Raw genomic sequence first — 14,461 nt, forward strand, 5'->3', positions numbered from 1 at the left:
GGTGTCAGCCGCGACCGCTGCCGCATGCGGGCAGCGGGCAGGCGCTGCCTCGGCATGCTGCCGGGGGTTTTACTTGATAGGGGTGTCGCGTTTGGCTTAAGCCGGCTTCCAGGCTGGCGAGCGCTTTTCCAGGAAGGCGCGCACGCCTTCGCGGCCTTCTTCCGAGGCGCGGATGGCGGCGATGCGGTCCGCCGTATCGGCCAGCAGGTCGTCATCGATCATGCGACCCGCGACTTCCTGCACCAGGCGCTTGCTCTCGCGCACGGCGTTGGGGCTGTTGCCGACCAGCGCCGTCGAGATTTCCTCGACCTTGGCGTCGAGCGCGTCAGCCGGCACCACGGCGTGGACGAAGCCCAGGCGCAGCGCTTCGGCGGCATCGAAACGCTCGGCGGTGATGAAGTAGCGGCGCGAGGCCTGCTCGCCCATGGCGCGGATCACGTATGGGCTGATGGTGGCGGGCAGCAGGCCCAGGCGAGCTTCCGACAGGCAGAAGTGCGCATGGTCGGCGGCCACCGCGATATCGCAAGCCGCCACCAGGCCCACGCCACCGGCATAGGTGTCGCCCTGGATGCGCGCGATGACGGGGCGTGGGCAGGACCAGATGGCGTACAGCATCTTCGCCAGCGCGAGAGCGTCGGCGCGGTTCTCGTCGTTCGAGTAACCGGCCATCTTCTTCATCCAGTTCAGGTCGGCGCCCGCGCAGAAGGCGGGGCCGTTGCCGGCCAGGACGATGGCCCGCACTTCGTCGTTGCTGCCGAGCGCGCGGAAGGCCTCGGTCAGTTCGGCGATGACGGTCTCGTTGAACGCGTTGCGCACGTCCGGACGGTTCAGCGTGACGGTCGCCACATGGCGGGCGATGGTGACGGTAAGCGTAGTGAATTGCATGGCGGTCTGGCTTGAGTGAGCGTCGGTCGGTGGCAGGTTTACATGCGGAACACGCCGAACTTCATGTCGTCGATCGGCGCGTTCAGGCTGGCCGACAGGCCCAGCCCCAGCACCGTGCGCGTCTGCGCCGGGTCGATCACGCCGTCATCCCACAGCCGCGCGCTCGCATAGTACGGGTGGCCCTGGTGCTCGTACTGGTCGCGGATCGGCTGCTTGAATGCCTCTTCGTCTTCCTGACTCCACTGGGCGCCCTTCGCCTCGATGCCATCGCGGCGCACGGTCGCCAGCACGCTCGCCGCCTGCTCGCCGCCCATCACCGAGATGCGCGCGTTCGGCCACATCCACAGGAAGCGCGGCGAATACGCGCGGCCGCACATGCCGTAGTTGCCAGCACCGAACGAGCCGCCGATGATCACCGTGAACTTTGGCACCTGCGCCGTCGCCACGGCCGTCACCATCTTGGCGCCGTTGCGCGCAATGCCCTCGTTCTCGTACTTGCGGCCCACCATGAAGCCGGTGATGTTCTGCAGGAACACCAGCGGAATCTTGCGCTGGCAGCAGAGTTCGATGAAGTGTGCGCCCTTGAGCGCCGCTTCCGAGAAGAGGATGCCGTTGTTGGCCACGATGCCGACCGGGTAGCCCCAGATGCGCGCGAAGCCGCATACCAGCGTGGTGCCGTAGCGCGCCTTGAACTCATCGAACTCCGAGCCGTCGACGATGCGGGAGATGACCTCGCGCACGTCGAACGGCTTGCGCGTATCGGTCGGGATCACGCCGTACAACTCTTCCACCGGATACAGCGGTTCGGCCGGCTCATGCAGGCGGATCTGGTCGGGCTTGCGCCGGTTCAGGTGCCCCACGATATTGCGCGCCAGCGACAGCGCGTGATGATCGTTCTGCGCGAAATAGTCGGCTACGCCAGAGAGGCGCGTGTGCACATCGGCACCGCCGAGGTCCTCGGCACTGACCACTTCACCCGTCGCTGCCTTCACCAGCGGCGGGCCGGCAAGGAAGATGGTGCCCTGATTCTTGACGATGATCGACTCGTCGCTCATCGCCGGAACATATGCGCCGCCTGCCGTGCACGAGCCCATTACCACCGCGATCTGCGGGATGCCCTGCTTCGACAGGTTGGCCTGGTTGTAGAAGATGCGGCCGAAGTGGTCGCGGTCGGGGAACACTTCGTCCTGATTTGGCAGGTTGGCACCGCCCGAGTCCACCAGGTAGATGCAAGGCAGGTTGTTTTCCTCGGCGATCTCCTGCGCGCGCACATGCTTCTTGACCGTCATCGGGTAGTACGTGCCGCCCTTGACCGTCGCGTCGTTGCAGACGATCACGCATTCCTGCCCGGCCACGCGGCCGATGCCGGTGATGATGCCTGCGCCCGGCGCGGCATTGTCGTACATGTCATACGCCGCAAGCTGCGACAGTTCCAGGAACGGCGTACCTGGGTCCAGCAGTTGCTGCACGCGATCACGCGGCAGCAGCTTGCCGCGCGACAGGTGCTTGTCGCGCGCGGCATCGCCGCCGCCTTCGGCCAGCTTCGCCACCTTGGCCTTGAGGTCGGCCACCAGTGCCTGCATGGCTTCGGCGTTGGCCTTGAACGCTTCGGAGCGTGCGTTGAGTTTGGTTTCTAGGGTCGGCATACGATCTTGGGCAGGTCTTGTTCTGGTCAGGGCGGGCAGTGGGGCGTCGGGTGCGGATCAGGCCGTTTCGGCGAACAGCTCGCGGCCGATCAGCATGCGGCGGATTTCCGAGGTGCCGGCACCGATCTCGTACAGCTTGGCATCGCGCCACAGGCGGCCCGCCGGGTATTCGTTGATGTAGCCATTGCCGCCAAGGATCTGCACGGTCTCGCCGGCCATCCACGTGGCTTTCTCGGCCGTGTACAGGATCACCGCCGCGCAGTCCTTGCGAACCTGCCGCACATGTTCCGCACCGATCGAATCGAGGTTCTTGCCGACCGTGTACAGGTAGCTGCGCGCGGCCTGCAGCGTGGTGTACATGTCGGCCACCTTGCCCTGGATCAGCTGGAACTCGCCGATGCTCTGGCCGAATTGCTTGCGGTCGTGGATGTAAGGGGTCACCACGTCCATGCACGCCTGCATGATGCCGATCGGGCCGCCCGACAGCACGGCGCGCTCGTAGTCCAGTCCGCTCATCAGCACCTTGGCGCCGCCGTTCTTCGCGCCGAGGATGTTTTCCACGGGCACTTCCACGTCCTCGAATACCAGCTCGCCGGTGTGCGAGCCGCGCATGCCGAGCTTGTCGAGCTTCTGCGCGACCGAGAAGCCCTTCATGCCTTTCTCGACGATGAAGGCGGTCATGCCGCGCGCGCCGAGTTCGGGCTCAGTCTTGGCATAGACCACCAGCACGTCGCAATCCGGGCCGTTGGTGATCCACATCTTGGTGCCGTTGAGCACATAGCGATCGCCCTTGAAATCGGCGCGCAGCTTCATGCTGACGACGTCTGAGCCGGCATTGGGTTCGCTCATGGCCAGCGCCCCGATCCATTCGCCGGACACCAGCTTCGGCAGGTACTTCGCCTTCTGCGCGGCGCTGCCGTTGCGGTGGATCTGGTTCACGCACAGGTTCGAATGGGCGCCGTACGACAGGCCGACCGAAGCCGAGGCGCGGCTGATTTCCTCCATCGCCACCATGTGGGCCAGGTAGCCCATGTTGGCGCCACCGTATTCCTCCGCCACGGTGATGCCGAGCACGCCAAGGTCGCCCATCTTCTTCCAGGCGTCCATGGGGAACTGGTCGGTGCGGTCGATTTCACCGGCGCGCGGGGCCAGTTCAGCCTGGGCCCAGTCGCGCACGGCGCCGCGCAGCATCTCGATGTCTTCGCCCAGGTCGAATTTCAGGCCAGGGAGTTCGGTCATGATCGTGTTCTTCCGTGAATGTATGTGGGGCGCCTTGGGGCAAATGGCTCAGGCGGTCTTGCTTTCGGTGAGATGGAGTTCTTTCGTCATTTGTTCGCGCATGACAAATTTCTGCACCTTGCCCGTGATGGTCATCGGCATTTCGCTGACGAAGCGGATGTAGCGCGGGATCTTGTAATGGGCGATCTGGTCGCGGCAGAACGCGCGGATCTCGTCTTCCGTGGCGCTCTGGCCCGGCTTGAGCACGATCCACGCGCAGATTTCCTCGCCGTATTTCTGGTCCGGCACGCCGAACACCTGCACGGCCTGGACCTTCGGATGGCGGAACAGGAATTCCTCGATCTCGCGCGGATAGACGTTCTCGCCGCCGCGGATCAGCATGTCCTTGACGCGGCCGACGATATTGCAATAGCCCTCGGCATCGATCGTCGCCAGGTCGCCGGTGTGCATCCAGCCGTCCTGGATGGCTTCGCTGGTGCGGACCTCGTCGTCCCAGTAGCCCAGCATGACCGAGTAGCCGCGCGTGCACAGCTCGCCGGTCTCGCCGACCGGCACAGTCTGCCCCAGGGCATCGACGACCTTGCATTCGAGGTGCGGCTGCACGCGGCCGACCGTGGACACGCGCTTGGCGAGCGGGTCGTCGGTCGAGCTCTGGAACGATACGGGGCTGGTCTCCGTCATGCCGTAGGCAATCGTGACCTCGGCCATGTGCATGTCGGCGACGACGCGCTTCATGACTTCGATCGGGCACGGCGAGCCGGCCATGATGCCGGTGCGCAGCGTCGAGAAGTCGAAGCGGCCGAACTCGGGGTGGTCGAGCTGCGCGATGAACATGGTGGGCACGCCATGCAGGGCCGTGCAGCGCTCCTCGCTGACGGCCGACATGGTCGCCACCGGTTCAAAGGCTTCGCCTGGGAATACCATGCAAGCGCCCGTCGAAACGCAGGCGAGCACGGCCAGCACCATGCCGAAGCAGTGGTACAGCGGCACCGGAATGCAGAGCTTGTCCTGCTCGGTGAAGCGCATCGCCGCCGCGATGTAGCGCGCGTTGTTCAGGATGTTCCGGTGCGTCAGCGTGGCGCCCTTGGGCGCGCCCGTGGTGCCGCTGGTGAACTGGACGTTGATCGGGTCCTTGCGGTCGAGTTGCGCCGTGATCGCGTCCAGCTCGGCAGCCGGCACGCCGGCGCCGCGGGCCAGCAGTTCTTTCCAAGTCAGCATGCCCGGCGTCGGGGTGTCTTCCATGCGGATGACCCAGCGCAGCGCGGGCAGGCGCGCTGCCTGCAGGGCGCCCGGTTCGCATTGCTGCAACTCGGGGGCCAGGGTCTGCAGCATGTCGAGGTAGCGCGAGGTCTTGAACGACTCCGGCGCGATGACCGCCTTGCAGCCGACCTTGTTCAGCGCGTACTCGAGCTCGGACAGGCGATAGGCCGGATTGATGTTGACCATGACGATGCCGACGCGTGCCGTGGCGAACTGGGTCAGCAGCCATTCGACGCGGTTCGGCGACCAGATGCCGACGCGATCGCCACGGCGCAGGCCCAGCGCATGAAGGCCAGCCGCCAGGGCATCGACCGCGGCGGCGAATTCCTGCCAGTTCCAGCGGATGCCCTGCTCGCGAAAGACCACGGCGGGACGCTGTCCCCAGCGTGCGACCGTATCGGCCAGCAGCGCCGGGATGGTCTGTTCGCTAAGCGGGGAGGTGGTGTCGCCCTTTACATAGGACAGCCCGTTGGCGGGCAAGGTCGTATCGGGCACGGGCCGGGGTGTCCCAGGCTGCATCGTCATGCTCGTCTCCAGAATGCGGCGTTCGGTGTCTTTTCTTACCGTATCTTGAGCGTCGCTCAAAATTTGATCGGGAAGTTCCAGGGCGGTTTGGCGCTGCTTTGTTCTCGTTGTTCGCTAAAGTTATACCCGTGCTCAGAAAAAATCAACAAAAATTGAGTGTTGTTCAACTATCGTATAAAGTGAGGCGGGAGGCGTGCCGGGAAGGGCGGCCAAGGGCGGGAGCCGCCACTTATAATGCGGCCCTCACAGATCACACCACGCAAGGACACGTCGATGCAGCAGATTGCGGGACAGCGCCGGGTGCCGGCGCGCGCCAAGGCCGAGCAGCGCATGCGCGACATCCTCCGGGTCGGCCGCGAAGTGTTCTCGGAGCTTGGCTATGAACGCGCGACCACCACGGAAATTGCGCAGCGGCTTGGCATCTCGGAAGGCACGGTTTTCACCTACTTCCACAGCAAGCGCGATCTCTGCGTGCGGGTGATCCAGGACTGGTACGACGAGATCATTGCCGCGATGGAGAACGGCATGCCGCGCGAGCAGAGCACCAAGGTCCAGCTGGAGTTCTTCGTGCGGACGCACCTGCGGCTGTTCCTGATCCAGGGCACGGGACTGTGCGCGCTGGTGCTGTCGGAGGGGCGTGCCAAGGGCCAGGGGCTCGACGAGGTGTTCGTGCCGCTGCAGCGCCGCTACACGGCCCCGCTGATGGACTTGCTGGCGCGCGCGCAGGCGCGCAAGGAAATCCGGACCGACCTGTCGTTGCGCTTGTTGCGCTCGTCCATTCTCGGGCCGATGGAACACATTCTCTGGGATGCGGTGGTGAGCGGTCGCCCGGTCGATATCGACCGGGCCGCCAGCGACCTGATCGCGCTGCTGTGGCCGGCGCTCCAACCGCCTGACCTGGATGCCGTTGCGCTCAAGCAGTTTTATGGCGAAGTGGGTTCGGCGCTGGCGCGCGTGAAGCAAGGCGAGGCGCAGCCGGACTGAGCCGGCCGCTACTGCGCGGGCAGCAGCAGTTCGGGAATGCCCGTGGCGTTGTCGTCCCGGAGGGCCTCAGGCTCGCCGACGAGAAACACAGCGGCCAGGGCTGCGGCGAGTACGGTGATCAGGTAGGCGACTCTGGCGTTCATGGCTGTTTCCCCCGGAGGCTTCGATGGCTGCCTCTCTTATGCACGCGCCGTGCCACGCCGGAATCGTACTTCCAGGTGCCCAGGTCGCCGCAACGGCGCGGCAAAACGTTGGAAGGCCGCCAACAGACCCCTGAGTTGCGTTGGGCCTGACCAAACTTCGAGTTACCCGGAATGAAAAAATGGCGCCCGCCTTGCCGCTTTCGCAGTCAGGCGGGCGCCATCGATCGGCGCCGGGTGTCGCGCCGTATTACATGCGGCCTTTCCAGGGCACGAGCCAGGTCTCCGACTTGCGCATCAGCAGGTCGAACAGGAAGGCAATCAGGCCGATCAGCAGGATGCCCATGATGACCACGTCGGTGCGCAGGAAGTTGGAGGCGTTCAGCACCATCTGGCCGAGGCCTGCCGTGGCCGCCACCATCTCGGCGGCGACCAGCGTGGTCCAGCCGAAGCCGATGGCGATGCGCATTCCGGTCAGGATGTCGGGCAGCGCGGCGGGCAGCACCACGTGGCGGATCACCTGCCACGGCGTGGCGCCCATGCAATAGGCCGCGTTGATCTGTTCGATGGTCACCGAACGCACCCCGGCGCGGGCCGACATGGCCAGTGGCGCAAAGCAGGCCAGGTAGATCAGCAGGATCTTCGAGGTCTCGTCGATGCCGAACCAGATCACGATCAGCGGCAGGTAGGCCAGCGGCGGCAGCGGGCGGTAGAACTCGATGGGCGGATCGAAGACGCCGCGCGCGACGCGCGATACGCCCATCAGCACGCCGACCGGCACGGCGGTGAGCACGGCCAGCGCGAAGGCGCCGAACACGCGCACCAGGCTCGCGTGGAAGTGCTCCAGCAACGGCAGGCCGCCTTGCACGTTGCCGTTCCAGGCATCGATAAAGGCTCTGATGATGGCCTCGGGCGTGGGCAGGAACAGCGGCGGCACCCATTGCAGGTGGCTGGCGATCCACCACAGGGCCATCAATGACACGACGGTGACGGTGGCAATGCGCGAACTGGAGCCTTCGCCGGGCATGCGATAGCCGGAGACGGTGCGCATGGGGCGACGCGCGGCAGCCGGCTGGCCAGTGCCGGCGGTGTTGTTGACGGTCGCCGCCATGGTGGCGGCGTCGACCTGCTGGACGGGTACGGTCATGGCTTTATCCTCAGGGCGTGGCATGGATCAGGTCGACGATTTCTTCGCGGTAGCGGATGAATTCCGGATCGGACTTGACTGCGCGTGAATCGCCGCATTCGATGTAGCGCCGGGCGAAGGGCAGGTCGTAGCTGTGCGCAATGCGGCCGGGCGAGGGTGTCATCACGATCAGCCGCGTGGCCAGGAACAGCGCCTCTTCCACGCTGTGCGTGATGAAGAAGACGATCTTCTGCTCGCGTGCCCACAACCGCAGGATCAGCGCCTGGATCGATTCGCGCGTGAGAGCGTCGAGCGCGCCCAGCGGTTCGTCCATCAGCATGACTTCCGGATCATTGGCCAGGGCGCGCGCAATGCCCACGCGCTGCTGCATGCCGCCGGAGAGCTGGTAGACCGGCTTGGTGGCCACCTTCTCCAGCCCGACCTGGGCCAGTTTTTCCTGCGCGATGCGTACGCGTTCGGCACGGCTCACGCCGCGCAGCCGCAGGCCCAGCGCGACGTTGTCGACCACGTTGAGCCAAGGCATCAGCGCATGCTTCTGGAACACCACGCCGCGTTCGGCGCCGGGGCCCAGCACGGGCTTGCCATCGAGGCGGATCTCGCCTTCCGACGGCTGCATGAAGCCCGCAATGCAGGACAGCAGCGTGGTCTTGCCGCAGCCCGAGGCGCCGAGTGCGACGACGAAGTCGCCGCGTTCCATGGTCAGGTTCACTTGCGACAGCGCGAGCGTTTGCGCGCCGCCGCGGCCGCCGTAGTTGACGCTGACCTTGTCGATTTCCAGCCGGGACATGACAGTCCTCCTGAAGATTTTGGGTGTGGCTTGCCGCATCGCCGGCCGCACGGGCGGGCGATGGCGGATACGACAGCGGGGCCGGGGTGGCACCGCCGCGTGACGCTTCAAATCGCTGGGGTTATTGCGCGGCGCGCCGGACCCACTCGGCGTTGACGCCGCTGCTGTAGTCCGGCAACACGGTCTGGATCGTGCCCTGTTCTTTGAGGAAGAGGGCTGCCGAGCGCAAGGCGCTGGCCGCGCCGCCGCCGAGCCAGCGCGGCGAGGCTTGTTCCTGCAGCGTGGGGAAGCTGTACAGCGCCATGCTGGCCGGCACTTCCTCGGCCTTGGCGCCGGTCAGCCGGGCGATCGCCTTGACGTTCGGCGAATCGGCCGTCCAGGAGGCCTTGTTATTGCGGTAGTTGTCGTCCGCGGCGGCCAGCACGCGCACGAACTTGACCATGAAGTCAGGGTTTTCGCGCGCGAACTTCTTGTTGGCGATCATGCCGTCGAAGGTGGCCTTGCCGGTCTGCGCGGCAATCTGGCCCGACGTCGTCAGCACCTTGCCGGAGCGCTTGACCTTGGCCAGCACCGGGTCCCAGATGAAGGTGGCGTCGATATCGCCGCGCTCCCAGGCGGCGGCGACTTCCGGCGGACGCATGTTCATGATCTTGACGTCCTTCGGATTGATCTTGGCCTGCTCCAGTGCGACGAGCGTGTGGTAGTGCGTCGTCGAAACGAACGGCACGCCGATGCGTTTGCCCTTGAGGTCGGCGACGCTGGTGACTTTCGAACCATCGCGCGCCACGAAGGCTTCTGCGGCGTTGATATCGTCCAGAATCCAGAACAGTTCGACATCGAGTCCCTGGGACAGGGCCGAGGCGATCGGCGAAGAGCCGGCCTCGCCGATGGCGATCTGGCCCGAGGCCATGGCGCGGATCACGTCGCCGCCGCCGGTGAACTGACGGAACGAGATCTTGTAGCCGGTTTGCTTCTCCACCTCCTTCATGTCCTGCGCATAGCGCCAGGGCACGACCATGTCCTGATAGGCGATGACGACTTCCTTCGCTTGCGCGTAGGCGGACGGGGCCAGGACGGCCGCCAGCGCGACGCCTGCTGCCAGTTGCTTGAACCAATGCATGATGAGACTCCTCGATGAGTGAGACGGCTTGCATGCCGACCGCGGAGGCGGCACGGCAGGTCGGCACCGGCGCGGTGCCCGCGGGTGGTGCCTAAACGAGGAGGAGAAGAAGTTTTGCTTGAGGCATGCCAGTCTCCTGTGGCTGGGGTGTCTGTGCACCCTCTCTGTTTGATGGGCTTCCCGGATGGTGGCGGGGAGCGCCGGTCCATGTCGCTTTGTGCGGCATGTGAGCGCCATGGTAGGGAAGGGCGCTATACCGGGTTAGAGCCAGTGGCGGAGATTTGATGGGTCCAGCTTTTTAGGGCAAAAGGGAGGTTGCCGCGGCGGAATTCTTAGCTGAGCCGCGCGCAGCGCAGCCGTAGGCGATGATGCGATATCGCGGGCAGTGTCGGGCCACGGACAGGTTCGGGGCTCGTTCAATCATTGCGGGAGAGCCTGCATACGGATGCGCACCACGCGGCAGGCAGCGGTGCAGACTCTGAAGCTCATACCCGTACGAAATTCTTCGCACGCTACGATCAATATTCGCCCATTAGGGCAAGTCAACGCGTTTTTTGGTTACTTTTTGTCGCTCGGACAAAAAGTGACTCGCCGGCTACGCCGGCGAAACAGCGGCATCTGCAGGATCGATGGACCAGGCGGTCCATCAGTGCAAAATCACTCCGGCTTGACCGCATCCTTCACAGCTTCAGCTTCAGGCGCCCCAGCCTCGCTCTTCACGCTTTCCGCAGCAGCCTGTGGCTTGGCCTTGTGCGCTCGCGTAGCGCGATGCTGTTGCGAGCGTTGCTGTTGGGCCCGCTTGGCGTCCGCCAGCGTCACCTGTCCGGCCGATTCGCCCGCCAGGTCCAGGCGCATGGCGCCTTCGACCATGCAAGTCCAGTAGCGCGTGCCGCGGCACCAGGTCCGCACGGCTTCGCGCAGCATGGCTTCGTCCATCGACAGCGACGGGGCATGCTGCAGCAGGTCCTCGAAAATACCGACCTTGAGCGGCACCTTGGGCGCAGGGTTCTTGGGGAACGCCAGCGGGAACTTCTTCTGCAGCTTGCCAATTGCCTGGATCACCGGGTCGACAGGTTTGCCCGCATTGGTAGGCTTGGCTGCTGCTGCATCGGCGCGTGCACGGGGTGGCTTCGCCGGACGCGCGTCGTTTGCCGGACGTGCTTGCTTCGTCGGGCGTGCTTCCTTCGCTTGCTTCGCCGGGCGGGCTTCCTTCGCCTGCTTTGCCAGTTGTGCCTTCAGTGCTGCCAGTTGTTCGAAACCCATCTTGTCCTGCCAATAGAGAATTTTGGGGGAATTCTAACAGTCCCGGTGGGCGGCGGCAGCGAGGCCGGGGCATTCACTTTGTCCACCCGATCCGGTGCCGTTCCTGTGTTGCCTGGTGGCGGGCATCGTCCTCGGTGTGCAGGTAGATGCTGGTGGTGGCAATGGAGGCGTGGCCGAAATTGTCGCGCACATGGCGCAGGTCCACTTGCCGGTCGCTCATGTGCGAGCCAGCCGTATGCCGCAGCCAGTGCGCCGATGCGCTGGCGAGCACGTCGGCCTGCGCCGCCCATTCCGGCCCGCGCGCCCGCAGCCGCTCGGCCGCCATGCCGAACACTTCCTTGATGACCAGGTGCAGGGCGCCGCGCGACAGGGCTTTTTCCCGGCCAATGACCGGCAACACCAGCGGGCGCGCTTCGCCCATCTGCGGCGTGGGCGGCAGGCCATGCGCGCGGCGATAGCGGGCCAGTTCGGCGATCAACTCGTCGGTCGCGGGAACCAGCCGGGGCTTGTTGCCCTTGCCGGTGACTTCCAGCCACCAGCGTTCGATGCCCTGGACGTCACGCCGGCAGAAAAAGGCGCCCATGGTGGTACCCGCGACTTCCGCGGCGCGCAAGCCGCCCAGATAGAGCACCGTACAAAGCCAGCGGCAGCGCGCCGCGTGCAGGCGCTCGCGGTCGGTCACCGTGGGCATGGCTTCGATCGCATCCTTGACGGCATCCCACAACGCATGGCTGAGGTAGCGGGTGATCCGCGCCTGGGTCGGACCGCGCCGGCGGCGGGCCAGCGATAGTGGATTGCCGCCCAGGTAGCCGGCTTCGGTGAGCCACGCGAAACAGGCGTTCAGGATCACCATGGCCTGTCGCATGCTGGATGGCGACAGCGGTCCGGCAAAGGGGCGCCAGTCCGGATGGCTGCGCGCCAGCTTCTTCTGGCCGGCCAATACCCAGCGCCCCGCGGGTTGGGGATCGGACAGGAAGTGCTCGTACGCCAGCAGATCTTCATGCGTCAGCGAGGAAAGCGGCTTGCCGCGTTGCAGCGTCGCCCAGAGCACGAGCCGCTCGATCTCGCGCCGGTAGGCCTGCAGCGTGGCAGGACTATTGGCATAGCGTGCGAGCCAGGCGGCGATGGCGGCAAGGTCATCGGACGCGGCAATCTGCGCGCCGCGCGCCGGGGCGCGGTTCGTGCCCTGCGTGCCGGAAAGCTCGGCAGGCAGCCGCAGGCGTTCGATCGGCACAGGCAGGACGGCGGGAAGGGCTTGAGCGGCCGGATCGCGGGTATCCAGGGCGGAATTCATGGCAAGAGGCAAGTCGGAAATGTGATTTCGACGTAATTATAGACATAAGAAAACTTATGTCTAAATAAAACCCCAAGGAATTTTATTTTTTACGTAATACGTAGTAAAATCAAAATATATACATTCCTTCTTCGCCATCAATGCCCGCTTCCGACCTAAACCTCAGCGACGCCCCGTTGCAGTCGGATCTCGCCGAACTGCGCGCCCGTTTTCCTGAAACGCGCGCCTTGTACCGTGAGGTTTGCGGGCTCCTGTTCTTTCGTTACGGCGTGACGCCGACAGCCAACAAGCTCTATAGCCTGGTGCGCAAGGGCAGCATGGGCACGCCGGCGGAGGTGCTTCAGCAGTTCTGGCATGAGTTACGCGGGCGCACGCGCGTCACGATCGATCACCCGGACCTGCCTGATTCGCTCAAGGAAGTCGCTGCGGAGGCAGTCAAGACCATCTGGCAAGCCGCCAATGACGCCGCCAGCAACGCGTTGTCCGCGCTGCGCGCCGAAGCGCGCGACGCAGTGGCTGCCGCCGAGGCGGAGCGCGACGCCGCGCGTGCCGAGACCGCCGCCGCGCGTGAAGACGCCATGGCGATCTCGGCGCAATTGGGCGAGGCGCGCCAAGCCCATGACGCCGTGCAGGCCGAACTGGCCGCGGAGCGCCAGGCGCATGCCGCGACGCAGGCGCGGCTGGATGCCAGCCGTGCCGAACTGGAGGCGGCTGGCAGGCAACTGGCGGATCTGCGCAAGCAGTTCTCGGCGGAACTGGAGCGGGCCCGGGAGCAGGTGCAGATCGCCCAGGAACGGGCGGAAGCCAGCGAACGGCGCGCATTGCGCGAATTGGACCAGGAACGTACAGCGCGTCAGAAGGGAGAAAAACTGGCCGAGGAACTGCGTGCCGAGCTGGCGCAGGCCCGCCATGAGGCGCGCGAAGCCGCCGTCAGCCATGCCGACGCCCGGGCGCGGCTTGAGGCAAAGACAGCCGCCCAGGCGGAGCGGCTGGAAGCCGGCGAACTCGCGCAGGCCAGGCAGGGGATCGAACTGGACCGGGTTGGCGCCGAACTGGCGGAAGCGCTGCGGCGCGCCGAACGGGCAGAAGCCGAGGGCACGCTGGCGCGTCAGCTTCTGTCGGAACTGCGCGTGGCGCCGCGCGAGCGTAGCGGCGGGCGCCGCAAGGCAAGCCCGGCGGCCGAAAGCTGAACGGACGGGCCCTACAGAAGGCCCGCGCCGGGCATGGCCCGTTCCTCCGCACTTTGCCGTTCGGGCATTGCCGTCCTAAAACTGGAGAGTGGGCCGGGAGGCACCGGACCCGTTATCCAGAGGAGGAGCACCATGTGCCGCTGGCTGGCTTACTCAGGCCGATCCGTTCCGCTCGAAGCGGTGCTTTTCCAGCCGGAACACTCGCTGATCGACCAGAGCCTGAATTCCCGGCTCGGTCACACCACGACCAATGGCGACGGGTTCGGCGTGGGCTGGTATGGACGCCAGTCCGAGGTGCCGTTCCGCTACCGCTGCCTGCATCCGGCCTGGAGCGATACCAACCTGCGCGAGACCGCGCGGGCCGTGCGCGCGCCGCTGTTCGTCGCCCATGTGCGTGCTGCAACCGGCACACCGACGCAGGAAACCAACTGCCATCCGTTTCGCTTCGGCCGCTGGCTGTTCGTCCATAACGGGCTGATCCGCGATTTTCCGTTGATTCGGCGCGACCTGATGATGGCCGTGTCGCCGCAGCTGTTCCGCTGGATCGAAGGCTCCACGGACTCCGAGATCATGTTCTATCTCGCGCTGACCTTCGGGCTGGAGCGCGACCCCCGCGCCGCGCTGGAGCAGATGGCCGGGCTGATCGAAGAGGTCGGCCATCGCTATGGCGTCGAGCATCCGCTCAATATGACAGTGTGCGTGACCGACGGCCAGCAAGTGGTTGCGGTGCGCTACTCCAGCGAGTCCGCGTCGCGCTCGCTGTTCCACAGCACCTCGTTCCGCCAGTTGCGCGCCCTGTATCCCGATGATCCGCGCATCATTGCGGCCGGCGACGATGCCTTCCTGGTGCTGTCCGAGCCGCTGATCGATGTGCAGGGCGTGTGGCAGGAAATTCCTGAAGCCACGATCCTGACCGGGCGCGATGGCGTGATCGACTACGGCCGTTTTTCACCGCGCATGCCTGATCTGTCCACGTAGCGT

Annotated in this window: 13 protein-coding genes; 3 read left to right on the plus strand and 10 right to left on the minus strand. The window is 65.5% G+C overall.

Annotation, left to right across the window (positions count from 1 at the left end):
* Nucleotides 1-96 precede the first annotated feature (96 nt).
* The 4 genes from ACIGJB_RS07620 to ACIGJB_RS07635 are packed head-to-tail and all read right to left on the minus strand — an operon-like array spanning nt 97 to nt 5,555.
* A complete protein-coding gene (locus ACIGJB_RS07620) occupies nt 97-885 on the minus strand; it encodes an enoyl-CoA hydratase/isomerase family protein (protein ID WP_483732088.1) in 789 nt (262 codons plus the stop codon).
* Between the two features lie 38 nt (nt 886-923).
* Entirely contained in the window at nt 924-2,531 is a 1,608-nt protein-coding gene (locus tag ACIGJB_RS07625; RefSeq protein WP_483732089.1) for a carboxyl transferase domain-containing protein, read from the minus strand.
* Between the two features lie 57 nt (nt 2,532-2,588).
* Entirely contained in the window at nt 2,589-3,770 is a 1,182-nt protein-coding gene (locus tag ACIGJB_RS07630) for an isovaleryl-CoA dehydrogenase (protein WP_483732090.1), read from the minus strand.
* Nucleotides 3,771-3,818: 48 nt separating this feature from the next.
* Nucleotides 3,819-5,555, minus strand: a complete 1,737-nt coding sequence (locus ACIGJB_RS07635; RefSeq protein ID WP_483732091.1) for an AMP-binding protein — start codon at nt 5,553-5,555, stop codon at nt 3,819-3,821.
* 273 nt (nt 5,556-5,828) lie between these two features.
* On the opposite strand from ACIGJB_RS07635, the gene ACIGJB_RS07640 reads away from it, so the two are divergent.
* Nucleotides 5,829-6,539, plus strand: a complete 711-nt coding sequence (locus tag ACIGJB_RS07640; RefSeq protein ID WP_483732092.1) for a TetR/AcrR family transcriptional regulator — start codon at nt 5,829-5,831, stop codon at nt 6,537-6,539.
* Between the two features lie 8 nt (nt 6,540-6,547).
* Here the strand turns inward: ACIGJB_RS07640 and ACIGJB_RS07645 are convergent, their stop codons facing one another.
* The 6 genes from ACIGJB_RS07645 to ACIGJB_RS07670 all read right to left on the minus strand — a co-directional run bounded on the left by ACIGJB_RS07645 (nt 6,548) and on the right by ACIGJB_RS07670 (nt 12,290).
* The gene (locus tag ACIGJB_RS07645) at nt 6,548-6,682 is read right to left on the minus strand and encodes a hypothetical protein (protein WP_483711314.1); all 135 of its coding nucleotides are present in this window, start codon (nt 6,680-6,682) and stop codon (nt 6,548-6,550) included.
* Nucleotides 6,683-6,929: 247 nt separating this feature from the next.
* Nucleotides 6,930-7,790: an ABC transporter permease subunit gene (locus tag ACIGJB_RS07650; RefSeq protein WP_483732277.1), complete on the minus strand. Its 861-nt coding sequence runs from the start codon at nt 7,788-7,790 to the stop codon at nt 6,930-6,932.
* Nucleotides 7,791-7,836: 46 nt separating this feature from the next.
* Entirely contained in the window at nt 7,837-8,613 is a 777-nt protein-coding gene (locus tag ACIGJB_RS07655; RefSeq protein WP_483732093.1) for a taurine ABC transporter ATP-binding protein, read from the minus strand.
* A 121-nt stretch (nt 8,614-8,734) separates the two neighbouring features.
* Nucleotides 8,735-9,733 carry a taurine ABC transporter substrate-binding protein gene (gene tauA, locus ACIGJB_RS07660; protein WP_483732094.1) on the minus strand — a complete coding sequence of 333 codons (999 nt, stop codon included), beginning with the start codon at nt 9,731-9,733 and terminating at the stop codon, nt 8,735-8,737.
* Between the two features lie 657 nt (nt 9,734-10,390).
* Complete coding sequence (locus ACIGJB_RS07665) at nt 10,391-10,996, minus strand: ProQ/FinO family protein (RefSeq protein WP_483732095.1); 606 nt, start codon at nt 10,994-10,996, stop codon at nt 10,391-10,393.
* Nucleotides 10,997-11,069: 73 nt separating this feature from the next.
* Nucleotides 11,070-12,290, minus strand: a complete 1,221-nt coding sequence (locus ACIGJB_RS07670; protein ID WP_483732096.1) for a tyrosine-type recombinase/integrase — start codon at nt 12,288-12,290, stop codon at nt 11,070-11,072.
* Nucleotides 12,291-12,430: 140 nt separating this feature from the next.
* Here ACIGJB_RS07670 and ACIGJB_RS07675 point away from each other — a divergent pair, with 140 nt between their 5' ends.
* Both ACIGJB_RS07675 and ACIGJB_RS07680 read left to right on the plus strand, forming a co-directional pair.
* Nucleotides 12,431-13,480: a DNA-binding protein gene (locus tag ACIGJB_RS07675; RefSeq protein ID WP_483732097.1), complete on the plus strand. Its 1,050-nt coding sequence runs from the start codon at nt 12,431-12,433 to the stop codon at nt 13,478-13,480.
* 132 nt (nt 13,481-13,612) lie between these two features.
* On the plus strand, nt 13,613-14,458 hold the full coding sequence (locus ACIGJB_RS07680; protein ID WP_483732098.1) for a class II glutamine amidotransferase: 846 nt from the start codon (nt 13,613-13,615) through the stop codon (nt 14,456-14,458).
* Nucleotides 14,459-14,461 lie beyond the last annotated feature (3 nt).

Source organism: Cupriavidus sp. C2SS-8b (genome assembly GCF_057073745.1).